The organism is Flavobacterium sp. XGLA_31, from assembly GCF_051547105.1.
GTDB lineage: Bacteria > Bacteroidota > Bacteroidia > Flavobacteriales > Flavobacteriaceae > Flavobacterium.
Window position 1 is genome coordinate 10,432 of record NZ_JBPTTM010000010.1, and the last position, 15,181, is coordinate 25,612.

General features: G+C 40.7%; 5 protein-coding genes. 3 read left to right on the top strand and 2 right to left on the bottom strand.

The window, feature by feature from the left end; genetic code table 11:
- Positions 1–31 precede the first annotated feature (31 nt).
- Positions 32–3,862, bottom strand: a complete 3,831-nt coding sequence (gene porU / locus ACSVH6_RS13320; RefSeq protein WP_438079322.1) for a type IX secretion system sortase PorU — start codon at positions 3,860–3,862, stop codon at positions 32–34.
- Between the two features lie 207 nt (positions 3,863–4,069).
- Here porU and gldJ point away from each other — a divergent pair, with 207 nt between their 5' ends.
- Both gldJ and ACSVH6_RS13330 read left to right on the top strand, forming a co-directional pair.
- A complete protein-coding gene (gldJ, locus tag ACSVH6_RS13325; RefSeq protein ID WP_438079324.1) occupies positions 4,070–5,791 on the top strand; it encodes a gliding motility lipoprotein GldJ in 1,722 nt (573 codons plus the stop codon).
- A 71-nt stretch (positions 5,792–5,862) separates the two neighbouring features.
- On the top strand, positions 5,863–7,146 hold the full coding sequence (locus tag ACSVH6_RS13330) for a UDP-N-acetylmuramoyl-tripeptide--D-alanyl-D-alanine ligase (protein WP_438079326.1): 1,284 nt from the start codon (positions 5,863–5,865) through the stop codon (positions 7,144–7,146).
- Between the two features lie 31 nt (positions 7,147–7,177).
- Here the strand turns inward: ACSVH6_RS13330 and ACSVH6_RS13335 are convergent, their stop codons facing one another.
- A complete protein-coding gene (locus ACSVH6_RS13335) occupies positions 7,178–7,429 on the bottom strand; it encodes a hypothetical protein (protein ID WP_438079328.1) in 252 nt (83 codons plus the stop codon).
- Positions 7,430–8,024: 595 nt separating this feature from the next.
- Here ACSVH6_RS13335 and ACSVH6_RS13340 point away from each other — a divergent pair.
- Positions 8,025–15,059 (top strand): T9SS type A sorting domain-containing protein, encoded by a 7,035-nt coding sequence (locus ACSVH6_RS13340; RefSeq protein ID WP_438079330.1) that lies wholly within the window; start codon positions 8,025–8,027, stop codon positions 15,057–15,059.
- The last annotated feature ends 122 nt before the right edge of the window (positions 15,060–15,181 follow it).

Here is a 15,181-nt window from a genome sequence, read left to right on the forward strand (position 1 = left end):
CTTAATAAAAGTTAACAAATATAGTATTTTCCTAGAGGATTACAAGTTTTTCTATTTTTTCGGCTTTTTTATTCGATAAAGTGGACTTTACGGTCAGTTTATAGATATAAACTCCTTTTCCAATGCGGTCGCCAAAGTCGTCTTTTCCGTCCCAAGTAATCTCTCTGGAAAGGAATCCGTCGGTGATGATGTTTTGATTTTTAGTCCAGACAATTTTTCCGGTTATGGTCATCACCTGTACCTGCACTTCCAACGGTTCAAACGGATGATTATGTGAAAACCAGAATTCGGTGTAACTCACAAACGGGTTGGGGTAGTTCAGTACATGTTCCAGAGTAATGCTTTCGTCTCCCACTACCACAAACTGAATTTCGGCGGTAATCGGATTGTTGTAAACGTCCCAGGCCTTGAAGGTGATGGTGTGTAATCCTACGGCTAAATTTCGGAAAGGGAAATATACTTTTCCGTGTGTGTAATCGTCTAATGCCGTTTCGTAGTAATCATTCATGATGTAAGGCTTGGTTTCATCACCGTCTAAAATCCCTACGATATCATGACCAATTCCGCTGGCAGTGTTGATTCCGTGTTCATCTTCCAGGATGGCCAAAAAGAAAGGGGATTCATTAGTGATGCCACCGTTTACGAAGGTTTCATCATTCATGTACAATTTTACTTTCGGGCCGGTTACATCAGCTACTGCTCCGGTGTCGATACCGCCTATTTTGATGTCAGTATTGTATCCTGTTTTGTCCAGTAGTGTCTGATTTCTTTTGGCATAAAAACTAATTCTGCCATTCCCCAAAGGGATTCGAATGTCTCTGGGCACGACAAAGCCGAATTCGAATTTTCCGTTGACCACAGAAGCATTTCCTCTGAAAATGGTTTCTCCCATATTGTTAAAGTTAATAGGAGGGCTGAATCCGTCGTTATTCAGTGTGGCCCGCGTGAAGTTTTTGTCGAAAATATTCGTTGAAAGGTCACCATTATAAGAAGACAACAGGTTGCCGTTCTCGTCTTGTATTTCCCCGCTCAGTTTGACAAATGCTAACGATTTAAAATCATCGATAGGACCGGTAACGGGTTGGTCGTTTACTTTGGTCAATACCACTTTTGGTTTTGGAATGGCGAGCATTAAAGCCGGATCGCCAAGGTAGAAAACCACATTGGTGGCGGAGTTCGGGCTGAAATTTTTAGCTTTTCGGAGCGCTTCGGCAATCGAAGTGTAACCGGTATTGTTGTAATCGAATAAGTATTGGGCAATCTTATCGTTAAAATTTTCGGCAGGTCCTTGTCCAATGGTACGCACAGTGGTAATCATGGAAATGGCTCCTCCTTTGGGATTCCAATAGGTGTATTCTCCTGCTGTAGGACGGTATGGATTGTCAAACCTCGAGAAATCACACGTAATGGTGATAAAGAGTGGGTAGTGGTAACGGTTGTTCAGGTTTTGACCGTCTGATTTTTCCCAAATGCGTTCCCCTGACAGACCATCTTCCCCTCCATGTCCCAAGTAATTAAACACCAATGCTCCTTTTTCAAAAGCGGCAAAAATATCTTCCCGAGCTTTCGGGTAGCGCTTTCCACCTGAAGAAGTCTGTTCTTCATAGGAGTCTAACAATATCTTTTCAAAGTTGATAAAGGGTTTGTTGCTGACAATAGCATCCGTTAGGTTGTTTTGTCTGAATTGTAATGAACTGTCGGTTTCTTTGTCGCTGTCATCGGCTATGGCGATGTAATTGTTTCTCCAGCTTCCATAAGACTTCAAGTCGTGGTATTCAAGGACTTTATTGACCATTTCATCGGCTTGTGCTGTTGAGCTCACAATCATTCTTCCTATGGCAATATCAATATTGGAAAAATAACTGGTCGCATTTCCTTCATTGCTGTCCATACAGCCGTAAAAATCATCAGAGGCAAAGGAAGCTTCGCCTTCGGTGTAGCTGTTTAACGCATGATATATAGGAACAATATTGGTGTTGTTCGGGATGCGGTCTTTAAAGTCATAGGAGGCATCACCGAAAAGATTGATGTATTTGACTTTTTTGTCGGAAGCGGAAGCATTGGAGTATACATATTTTATAAAGTTCCTGATGGCCCCAATGTCTTGTTTTCCGGAACTGAACTCCTGATAAATATTTTCCAGATTGATCACTTTTACATTCAGATTGGAATAGCTTCTGTGAAAATTAGCCAGTTTTTCGGCTTGGGTGTTTAAGAATTTAGGAGTAATAATTAAGTAGTCTACATCCTGGAATTGGCCTTGGCTGTTGCTGAAAACGCTTCCTTTTAAATTTTGATTGTCAACTTTTGTTTTTGATTCTTTCAGAGGGGCGTAATAATCATTAATGTCAACCGCAATGTATTTTCTGATTTCTCCCAAATTGGATTTAAATGAAAAGGAGGCTTGGCCGGCATTCTCCACTTTAGTAGGGTTATAGATATCGGTGATGTCCCAAACCTGAACTACTGTGGAGGCATTGCTGATTTGATATTCACCAATTCCCAGTTGGGAATCAGCATCGTCAAATTCAAAGCGAAATTGTTTGCTGTATCCTTTCAGGTTGCTTTTGGCTTTTATGGTAATGTAATCAAGGTAAGCTTTGGAGCTGGGAACGCCATTGTTATCGAAAGTAGCTTTGACCGTAATGTCTCCCGAGCTCACAGTAGCAGTATTGGAAATACTCGCTTCTTTGGCTTGTTCGCTTCCATCGGTGTTTAGTGCGGCAAATGCCATCGTACCAATCATTTGATTGTTGGCTTCAAAGGTAAAAGTAGTGGGAGTGAAGGCGATTGTAGCGGCATGAGCGGCAACGGTTATCGGGGAGCTGGTTACCAAATTTGGAAAAGTAAATCGAAATTCCTGCTCGCTATCGATGCTGAATTGTTCGCCAAACCAGATGCGGCCCAGCTTGACAATGTTGACTTCGTCAATTTCGTGAAACTGATAATCGTCAAAAGTGGTGTAGGTTGCCGTGGCAGCTCCCGTTGGCTGTATCATATCGGTCATCCTTTTTCCTTGGTCGCCTTGAGCGGTTACATAATAATAGGACTTGTCAGCATAAATATTCAGGTGGCTTCTGTAGTCGGAATTCCAATTGTCCATGCCTTCTGCGTAAAACAAAATATAATCCTGGTCGTCAAAAGAGCCATCACTTTCCCCAACAAACTGAATGGCGTTTTCTTCCAAATCCATTGGGTAATACGTTGCATTCAACAAAGGAAGCATTCGGCCTCCATTGCCGTAGATTTTGATTTTTCTGGGATCAACATTGGTGTTCAGTCCTAGGCTTTGCAGAAAGCTTTTGGTAATTTTATACACACCTGATTTCTGCACATAAAAGCGGTACCAGTTTCCGGTATTTAGGACCGAGTTTTCAACAGCAGTGGTGTTGTTGACGGTGAATGGGCTTTTGTTGTTTTGATTTTGTGCGATACTATATGTAAAGGAAATTAACTTTTTAAAAGTGTTGCCTTCCTTAATAATAGGAGAGAGGATGATTTCTCCGAAATAATCGTCTCGTGCTTTGCCACTTTTAAAGGAGTATTTAAAGCTGTTGGGAATTTCCTTACTTGCCAAATCTCCCAATTGGTTTTCGAGTATCGGTTCAAAAACCAAATTGGTCAGCTGCAGGCTGTTTTCGTTAACAGGTCCGTTCAGTGTTAAGGTTAAAGTGTAGTTCAGCTTTTTGGTATAAGAATCGAAAAGGTAGTTCCGGATGTCAAACTGAGGTAATGTATAGGAGTAATCGCCATAGGAATATGTTCTTTTTTCGGTCCAGTTTATGGTAACAGATCCTTGTTCTTGAGCCATGACAAGAAATCCGCTGAAAGACAGAAGGAAAATGGTAAATATCTTTTTCATATCACAGTAGTAAACGGGTTTTTGCTCAAAATAGTATGGAATGAGTAAAAAAAATTTTTTTTTGAATCGAAATACAATAAAACTTTTAATTTTGCGTTATATATGAAATCGGCTCAAAAGGCGAATTTAGTATTAATTTAAAAAAGGTGTTGCAATTTAAACGTTAATTCTTATATTGCGCCACGAAATTTATTACCTACTAAGAGTATGAAAGTAAACAAAATTATTGCTGCAAAATTATTGCTATCCCTAGTGATAATGGTCGGATTTACTAGTTGTAGTAAAAAATCTGATTCCAAAGGCGGTTCAAGAGCTACAGGTTGGAAAATCAACGATAAGAAGGGTGGTTTCCAATATGCTTCTAAATTTAAAAAGCAAGCTACCGGACCAGGTTTAGTTATGGTGGAAGGTGGAACTTTTACCATGGGTAAAGTTCAGGATGATGTAATGCACGATTGGAACAATACTCCAAATCAGCAACACGTAATGTCTTTCTATATGGACGAAACCGAGGTAACCAATTTAATGTACATGGAGTACTTGGATTGGTTAAAGAGAGTTTTCCCTCCGGACCAAGAAAATTACAAAAACATTTATGAAGGCGCTTCTCCTGATACATTAGTATGGAGAAACCGTTTAGGATATAATGAAACGATGACCAACAACTACTTGAGACATCCGGCTTATGCTGAATATCCTGTAGTTGGGGTGAATTGGATTCAAGCTACTGAGTTTGCCAAATGGAGAACAGACCGTGTGAACGAAAAAATTCTTGAAGACCAACGTTATTTGAAAAAAGATGCGAAGGTAACCGATGAAACTGCAGAGAAAGTATTCAGTACTGAGGCTTATTTAGCATCGCCTTCAACAGCAATGGGTGGAGATGATAAATTGGTTTTGAAAAAAGGACAAAAACCGGGTGCAGCTCCCAAAGCATCAGCTTCAAGTGGTGGAACCAATACTCAAGGAAACAGTCCTAAAAATGTTTATGCTCAAAGAACATCAGGTTTGATTTTGCCTGAGTACCGATTGCCAACTGAAGCAGAGTGGGAATATGCAGCTGCTGCTGATGTAGGTCAAAGAGAATACAATGCTTACAAAGGACAAAAGAAATATCCTTGGTCAGGACAATATACCCGTTCCGGAAAAAGACAAGTTAGAGGAGATCAATTGGCTAACTTCAAACAAGGAAAAGGAGATTACGGTGGAATTGCAGGCTGGTCTGATGACGGTGCCGACATCACCAACAAAGTTAAATCGTATCCTCCAAATGATTTCGGATTGTATGATATGGCCGGTAACGTAGCCGAATGGGTTGCCGATGTTTACAGACCTATTGTTGATGATGAAGCTAATGATTTCAACTACTACAGAGGTAACGTTTACATGAAAGACAAAATAGGTGACGATGGTAAAGTGGAATTGGTTACTGCCGAAACACAAAAATTCGATACCTTGTCTAACGGTAAAATCATCGCAAGAAACCTTCCTGGTCAAATTGCTCAAGTACCGGTTGATGAAAAAGAAACTTATTTAAGACAAAACTTCGACAAATCAGACAACAGAAACTATCGTGATGGAGACAAACAGTCTACAAGATACTTCAAGTTTGGTGGTTCAGAAGAAGGAGATGAAAAAGGTAAAATGTCTGACAGCCAAAGAATGTATGACTCTCCAAAACACAATGTGTCTACGGATAGTTTAGGAAACATGGTTAGAAGATATGACAAGTCAAACAAGAGAACGACTTTGGTAAACGACGATGTAAGAGTTTACAAAGGAGGTTCTTGGAGAGACAGAGCATATTGGTTAGATCCTGCACAAAGAAGATACTTCCCGCAAGATATTGCTACTGACTATATCGGATTCCGATGTGCGATGTCGAGAGTTGGACCTAAATCCGACAAAAAGAAAAGAGCAAGAAACTAATTTTAGTTTGAGAATAACAAAAAAAGCCCTTATTTTTAAGGGCTTTTTTATTTTAAAACCTTTTTTGATTTATGACTGTTCCAAAAATACACGAGTTGTTTTTGACCTGTAACCGAGTTTCAACAGATACCCGAAAAATTGAACCCAATTCCTTTTTTGTTGCCATTAAAGGTGATCGTTTTGATGCGAATACTTTTGCCGGAGAAGCATTAGAGAAAGGAGCCAGTTATGTTTTGATTGACAATTCAGATTACTATATCGATCACAGAACGATTTTGGTTGAGAATAGTTTGACGGCGCTTCAGGAGCTGGCTAAATATCACAGAAACTATTTGAAATTGCCCGTGATTGCTTTGACTGGCAGTAACGGGAAAACAACTACCAAGGAATTGATTCATGTGGTGTTGTCCAAAAAATACAATACGGTGGCCACAGTCGGCAATTTGAATAATCACATTGGTGTGCCGTTGACCTTACTTTCATTTACAAAGGAAACGCAAATCGGGATTGTTGAAATGGGTGCCAATCATCAGAAAGAAATCGAGTTTTTATGTGAAATAGCCCAGCCGGATTATGGGTATATTACCAATTTCGGGAAGGCGCACCTTGAAGGTTTCGGAGGTGTTGAAGGTGTTATAAAGGGCAAAAGTGAAATGTATAGCTATCTGAAGAATAGTCAAAAATCAGTCTTTGTTAATCTTGATGATGCCATACAAAACGAAAAGACAGCCGATTTTAATCGGATTACATTCAGTCAGCAAGACCACAGTGCCAGTGTTTTTATAGCAAAGGTCACGGCTAATCCGTTTGTTTGCGTCCATGTGTTTAGTCTTGAGATTCAATCGCATCTGATTGGTTTATACAATGCCAATAATATTAATGCTGCGGTTACCATTGGAAACTATTTCGGAGTTTCGGCTGCGGATTGTAAAGCAGCCATAGAAAGTTATATACCGGAGAACAATCGTTCTCAATTGCTGACTAAAGGGAGCAACGAAATCATTCTGGATGCTTACAATGCCAATCCGAGTAGTATGAAGGTGGCTTTGGAAAATTTTATTCAGTTGGACAAAAAGAATAAGATGATTATTATTGGTGATATGTACGAATTGGGTGAGGAGAGTTTGGCCGAGCATAAAGCTATAGTGTCTTATTTGAATGCTACGGCATCCTTTGAATGTCATTTTGTAGGGAAGGACTTTTTTGCGAACGCTGTGGATAACCAGATATTCCGGTTTTATGCCTCGTTTGATGATTTGAGTCATTATTTACAGGCCAATCCGCCGGAACACAAGACGCTGCTTATAAAGGGCTCCAGAGGAATGGCTTTGGAACGAACCTTAGATTATTTATAATATATGAACTCCTCTTTACAGAGGAGTTTTTTTATGGCGTGTGCTGAGGGGCTTTTTGTATTGTTCTTTTCGTTTCAGGCGTTGCCGGTGTCTTTTCAGACGTTGCCGGTGTCATTTCAGGGGTTGCCGTTGTCTTTTCAGACGTTGCCCATGTCGTTTCAGAGATTACCCGCGTCATTTCAGGCGTTGCCGGTGTCATTTCAGAGATTACCCATGTCGTTTCAGACGTTACCCATGTCTTTTCAGAGGTTACCCATGTCGTTTCAGACGCTACCCATGTCATTTCAGACCTTGCCCATGTCTTTTCAGGCGCTACCTATGTCATTTCAGAGATTACCCATTCTGTTTCAGGCGTTGCCGTTGTTATTTCAGCGGAATTACATTTGGTTCTGAAGCTTGGGGAGTTGGTTTGAGGTTTTTTGGGTTTGAATTTTGATTTTTTCCAAAAAAGAGAGGGCCAGAAGGGGGATTAGAATTGGAATTTTTTATAAGGAATTGACAACATTTTTGTAAAAAGGATTGGTATGCTGTAGTGTTTTTATTAAAATCATCATAAGAAATCCAAAATTCTGTGTTTTGAATGAACTTCTTTCTTGAAAAAGGCTAAAGAGCCTTTATTTACTGGGTTTAGCAGTTTTTTAAAAATGTGAATAGGGGGTATTTTTATCCTAAAAAACCTTTAAAAAACATGAAATTAACTTTTAAAATTCCATAAATTTAAAAGAATAGGTAAAATATAATAAGTATTATTAATATACTTTTAGGTTCGAAATATTAACCAAAATAAATATCAATTTATGTTTTACAATTACACTTTGAAAAGGTTTTTGTGGCAGCTTTCGTCTCTAAGCGAAGAGCCCAAAAAAACGAAGTCAGCTTTGAGTGACTTCTCAAAAGTGGTTTTGTTGTTTTTATTTGCCGTGACCGGTATGAAGGCACAAACCATACTTATTAATCCGGCTACCGATGGGGGCTTTAATTCAGGGAGTACATTTAGTGCTAACGGATGGACAGTGGCCAATCAGGGAGCTGGTAAAACTAAATGGGCAGTAGGTACTGCTGTTAGTTCGGGAGCAATCACCGGAACTTCCGCTTACGTGTCTTTAGATGAAGGAGAAACCAATTCTGCAGCCGGGATTACCGGAGGTAGAACGGTATACTTCTATAGAGATGTTGCTATTCCGGCCGGTCAGACTAATATTGCTTTGACCTTCAATTGGAAGTCGGTAGGGACAACATTTCAGGTTTTTGCTGCTCCAACCAGTGTAACGCCTGTTGGTACCGACGTACAGTTGAACACTCCTATTACTATTGCGGGTGCGACAACTATTTTTACAGCTACAACTAACGCTGTAACTCAAAATGGTTTTGCTTTTGTTCCTCCAAGTTTTGCGGGAACTACCATGCGATTAATTTTTATGTGGTCGAGTAGTGGTTCTACTACGAATCCTCCGGCTGCTATCGATAATATTTCATTAGTTTCCAGAACAGGTGGTGTTGAAATCGCCTCTGTAGCTACAGGGAATTATACCAATCCGTCTACTTGGGATGCCGGTTATGTACCGTCACCTGCAGATGATGTCATTATTAATGCCAACAACACAATAACTATCGATGCCAAAGGTATCGGTGCAAACAACTTATATATAGCTGGTGCCAATGCGGTACTTCAGTTTGGTACTAATTCGGATGAGTATACGGTAATCAATGATTTATTGGTAAGTGGTTCCGGTGCCCGATTCAATGTATATGAAACAACAAACGGAAAATCTTTAAAAGTTGGACATGATATTACGGTAGCTTCCAGTGGTAGATTAGATGTTTCTGTAGGGAGTTCATCAACAAATATTGGTTCATTGAACTTGAATGGTTCTTCTTTGCAAACTATTTCTTCTGATGGAACAGGTTTAATCGGAGGTACTGTTACCGCAACCGGTACGACCAATACAGCTAATATGATTAACCAATTAATTGTAAGCAATACCAGTTCGGTTACGCCAAATATTGACTGGCAATTAAATAATGTTAGAATTAAAAATGCCTTACGTTTAAACAGCGGTAGAGTTGCTTTAGGAAGCAACAAGATTATCATTGGAAACTATGCCGCTATTTTCAGCAACAACTTTACTTGTAACTTAGGAAGTGGTTTTATAGGTGGTACTATCGGAAGATGGTATGGTACATCAGCAACCGGTGTTGTGATTGATCCGGGAGTGGATTACAATCCTTCTACAGCGGCTTTATTCCCTTCATTAAGTGCAACGGGTGCTAACCGTTGGGCTTTTATTTATGCTACCAGTACCAGTACAGCCGGTGAATTGGCTTTGGTTTATACCGATTCTAATTCTATGAATACCGGTTTGTCTATTGCTGATGGAGGTTATACTATTACTAATCGCTATAACGGAAGTTGGGCGATTACTAAAGATGCTACTTATGCCAGTACAGCAGGTACTTTCTCATTAGGGTTGTATGCTCCAGGAGCTTATGCTGTTAATGACGGTAGTTCAAGAATATTATATGCAGCTGCTGCAGCTCCGGGGGCACATACCAACGGGACCACCACTCCGTTTGTGGCCAGAAAAGGACTTACAATTGCTGATTTAACAGCCGGTGCTTTCTATGTGGGAGTTAATTCGGCTTCGGCACAAGGAGCAACTACTAAAACTTCAGTAGCAACAGGAGACTGGAACACAGCTTCTACCTGGACTCCAAGCGGAGTGCCAACTTGCAGTGATATTGTAACTATTGCAGCAGGACACACTGTAACCGTAAACGGCACGGCCAGTGCTGCCGGTGTAACTGTTAAAGGTACTTTGGTGAATGCCGGTGGTGCTATGACAGTAGGTTGTACAAACAACAACGCTATTTTTACCAACTTTGGAACTCATACTGTTTCAGGAGGTACTTTAACGGTGAATGGTGGTGTATACCAAAGATTGGGTAGCTCGTTCAACCAAACCGGAGGTAATATTATTGTAGACAGTAATGCTGCAGGAGTTGCAGCTAACAGTGTTGGTCAAGGAGGTAGCTCATTTAAAATTGATACTTCTAATTTGAATTTGACTGGTGGAAAAATTACCATTGTAGATCCATTGGTAAACAATACACAAGCGACTACAGCCAACTCTATTACCAGTTATACTTTAGCATCTAATGCAGGAGATTTTACGCATTTGGTAAACGGATCGTATCCGGCCGGTGCGACTACATTACAAATGAGTAGTTTTAACAGTAACCAAAATATTTTTGGTGTGGGACAGTTGGTTTCAGGAGCAGGTATTCAGGCAGGAACTACAGTAACTGCTGTAACTGTTGGAATTTCTATCAGCATAACACTTTCTTTACCTACTACGGCACCGATTTCAAGTGCTTCGTTGACATTCTCTTCCATGGCTAATGGTCAATATAACATCATGTTCCCAACTACGGGTGATTTTTATAATTTGGCTATTGGACAAACTATTTCCGGGCCTGGTATCCAACCGGGAACTACTATTGTGAATGCAGGAGGAGGAATTGACGGAAAAGGAGGAGTTACTTTATCCTTACCAATTTCAGGATTGGGAACTTCACCTATTACCAGTGCTCAAACCATGACTATGTCAGGAGCATCAAGCGGTTGTTCTTCTATCATTTTAACTGCAGCGAACCCGGCTATTATTGTTGGGCAGGCAGTTTCAGGAACTGGTATTCAACCGGGAACTACGGTTACAGGAACACCGGCTACGAACGGTACTGCTGCCAGAATTGATTTGTCATTACCGGCAAGTTCGGCTATGGTTGCACCAGTAGCATTGACCTTCTATGACGGTAACTTAAACAGTTATGCTTTTGCTTATAACTCACCGGTAAATTATTCCGCAGGTCTTAACCATACACTTCAAATTGGAGATGGTGTTTCTACGGATAAAGCGGCAGTTACTATTAACGGTTTCTTGTGTAACATGGCACAAGGAGGAGGAGTTTTATCCTTAGGGAATTTAGTGGTTGATGCTCTTGACGGTAACAGCCGTTTCTGTAATATGGCTAATGCTCTAAGCGTTCAAAATGCCACTACGGTTACCGGAGGTAGTGTATTGAAAAGATTTGGTTCTTCAGGATCTTGGTATTTTGGAGGAAATGTAATCAATAACGGTAGTGTATTTGTAGGAACAACAAGTTTAAATTTGGCTAACTTGGGCTTTGTGAATGGCGTAGCTACGGTTGTACCTACCACTTTACCACAAACCCTTGCCGGTACAGGAGTGTTCTACAATAATTTGAATCCGGCTTTGGCGACAGCCTCATTAACTTCATTGACTGTTAACAATACCAGTAATGGAGGAGTTACTATCGCAACGCCTAATTTCAGAATATCAAGTACCATCACGATGACAGCAGGGATTATCCATACTTCTGCTGCTACCCCTTTATACCAAGGACTTGCCGATTTATCTGTAGGATCTTCTATTGGTGGTAACTTCGGACCAACGTGTTTTATTGACGGTCCGTTCTCAAAAGCTATTCCGCTTACTAATACCGCAGCATTTATTTTCCCGGTAGGTAAAACATCGTATACTCCGATTACATTCTCAGTAACAGGAGGTGTTAACTTGACAGCAGAAGCTTTTACTACCAATACAGGAACAGCATCAGCTAACATTAGCGGACTAAGTGCTACCAGATGGAAAGTAACCCGTAACGGTACTTTAGGAGCTTTTACTGATTTTAAAGTTTCTTTAGGAGATGCTTCAATGACAGCCAATAATTTTGCTGTTCAGGCATCAACAGATCAAGGAACATATGATAATGTATTAGGAACTGCAACAGCCTTTACACCGGCAGCAGCAGGAACAACTAATACCATCGCTATGACTACAGCCACTGCGGGAGCTAATTTTACAGGAAACTTTGCGTATGCTACTGTAGCTGCTTGTAGTACTGTTAACCCAGGGAATACTATTGCTGATTTGACAATTACTCAGGGTATAACTACACAAAACACTACTGCTACCGGTATGACAAATGGTTCAGCCACGGTAACACTTTCAGCAGCAAATGCGGCTATCGTGACCGGATTAAAAATATCAGGTACCGGTGTTCCTACAGGTGCTACGGTTTCTGCTATTACCGGAACTACATTAACTATGTCTCTTCCGGCAAATCAAACCATTGCTACGGCTTCGACTTTGACTTTCACCACAACTCAGTCGCCGACTTCTTTGTGTGGTACTCAGCCTGTTGCTTTGAGTTTACAAAACGCCGTTACCGGTGCCGGAGTTACTTACCAATGGCAAAGTTCAGCCGATGGTTCTACTTATACCAATATTAATGGAGCTACAGCAGCGACTTATTCTGCTAATCCAACAGCTTCTACATACTACCGTTGTACTGTAACTTGTCCTTTTGGTCCTGTTACAGCTACTTCAACTCCGGTTCAGGTTACTTTTGGTAATTCGGTAACTGTTACACCGGCTTCTCGTTGTGATGCGGGTACCTTAACATTAGAAGCAACCGCTTCTTCAGGTACTGTAAAATGGTATAGTGCTGCTACCGGTGGAACTGTTTTAGGAACAGGAACATCGTTTACGACACCATCATTAAGTACTTCAACTACTTACTATGCCGGAGCAGAGAGTACTTCTTCTGCTTACACTGCCGGTAAGCCATTTACAGGAACATCAACACAGTTTAATTTTATCAGTGGATTGGTGTTCAATGCTGTGACTAATGTACGTTTGGCTTCGGTAAAAGTATATCCGAAACAAACTTCCGGAGCAGCAGATGCTCAAGCGCCTATTACTATCCGATTGTTTGATAAAAACGGGGTACAAGTACCAGGTACTACAGTAACGTTCACCCCGCTTTTAAATACGGGAACTATGGGGGCAGTTAGTCAGGTGGTTACTTTGAATTATGATATCCCAGCCGGTACCGGTTACCGTTTGTTGGTAACTTCAGGAATGAGTTCAAGTAATAACTTAGGAAGAATAGGTACAGGAATTATTTATCCGTTTACTACAGGAAGTTTAACATTTACTGCAGCGGCTTCAAGTTATGATACTGTTGAAACTTCTGCCTATTCTAATTTCTTTGACTTAAGCGTTACTGATGTTTGTGCTTCTCCAAGAGTAGCTGTGTTAGCTAAAGTAGGTGATTATATCACAACACAACCGTCAAATGTAAATATTTGTTCTACTACAGGAGCAATGGCATCGGTTTCAGTTGCTACAAGTGCTGCTTCTGCTACATATACTTGGCAGTACAGAGTTGTTACGGCTACCAATACGAATCCGGCTTGGATTACTATTACAGCGGCTAATGCCGGTACTATCTATACTAACTATACCACCGCTACTTTAGGGATTACCAGACCGAGTACAGCTTTGCCTGCTAAAGGTACTGAATACCGAGTATTGGTTGATACAGGGTGTGGAGCTGTGTTGACATCGAATACAGCTTTATTAAACTCTCTGGCAGCAGCCAAAGGAGGAACTATTTTGGTTGATGCCAATGTTTGTGCCGGCAGCAGTGCCACATTTACCGTATCGGGTTATGTAGGAACCTCATTCCAATGGCAGTCGTCTCCTATTTCGACGTCTACAGCTCCAGGAGTGTTCACCGATATCGCGGGAGCAACAGGGACTACGTATACAACGACTATACAGTCAACTTCTGACCGTTCCTACAGAGTTGTCGTAACTAACGGACCGTGTGGCGAAACTACAGCTACTTCAGCAACTAAAACGATAACCATTAATCCTAAATCAGTAGCAGGTACTGTTACCGGAGGAGGAATGATTTGTTCAGGATCTTCAGGTTCGTTGAAAGTTGCCGGTTATGTGGGTAAAATTCAGTGGGAGTATTCTACAGACGGTGTAAATTATACGAATGCACCAAAAGCAGCCGATGCTCAAACCGTTCCATTCGGAACTAGTTCGGTAAGCAGTACAGCAGCATCATATGTGCCGACAAATATTACAGCTAATGTATATTTCAGAGCCAAAATTACGAGTGGTGCCTGTTCATCAGCTTATACAAGTGCAGTACAGTATGTAATGGCAACAACGGCTTTTGTGGGTGTAGTTTCACCGGCAACCAGCTTAATTTGTCCGGGTACAGGAACCACATTGAATGTGTCTACTGCTTCCGGAACGATTACATGGCAAAAATCAACCAACTGGTTAACAGCGCTTCCAACTTGGACTACTGTTAAAAATTCAACTATTACTTTGGCTACCGGAAATCTTACGGCTTCAACAGCCTACAGAGTAATGGTAACTACCGGAGCATGTTCAACTGTTTACAGTGATATTGCTGTGGTGAATGTGGTAGCAAAACCACTTGCCAAAACTGTAGTTGCCAATACTACAACCCCTTCAGGTAAAACAGCTTTAACAGCAATGTGTACTACTGATGTGTCAAAAATATTGACTATCGGTGCCGGATACATTGGAGACATTCACTGGCAAACGTCTACTACTTCGACTACTGAAGGATTTACCGATATTGCAGGTGCAACATCTGTTAGCTATAATGTAACCAGTCCTGCCATCGGACCAAACTATTTCAGAGTTAGATTTACTAACTCTTGTGGAGTAGAGGTGATAGGTGCAGTTGTAACGGTATACTACAAAGATTGTGCTGCTGCTAAAGTAGTTGAAGACGAAGTAGTGACTAAAGCTCCTTTTGCTGTAGTAGCTTATCCGAATCCATACAATGACAATTTTAAACTAAGTCTCACAACGTCAAACGAAGACAACATTGGGATTATGGTTTATGATATGACCGGAAAATTAGTGGATCAAAAAGAAGTGAGACCTAGCGATATGTCTGAACTTCAAATAGGAGATCGTTATGCTTCCGGAATTTACAATGTAATTGTAACGCAAGGTGCTGAAGTAAAAACAGTACGTGTGATTAAAAGATAACAAGCAGTTTATAATTTAATTGGGACATCGCCCTTCAATGAAAATTGAAGGGCTTTGTTTTTATAATAGTTTGGTAGGATTGTAATGAGTTTTTATGCTAATTAACTTGGGTTTTAAATTGA

Excerpts from the sequence above, each read along its gene's own strand:
- porU (WP_438079322.1), bottom strand. The coding sequence starts at position 3,862 with ATGAAAAAGATATTTACCATTTTCCTTCTGTCTTTCAGCGGATTTCTT.
- gldJ (WP_438079324.1), top strand. The coding sequence starts at position 4,070 with ATGAAAGTAAACAAAATTATTGCTGCAAAATTATTGCTATCCCTAGTG.
- ACSVH6_RS13330 (WP_438079326.1), top strand. The coding sequence starts at position 5,863 with ATGACTGTTCCAAAAATACACGAGTTGTTTTTGACCTGTAACCGAGTT.
- ACSVH6_RS13335 (WP_438079328.1), bottom strand. The coding sequence starts at position 7,429 with ATGACATGGGTAGCGTCTGAAACGACATGGGTAACCTCTGAAAAGACA.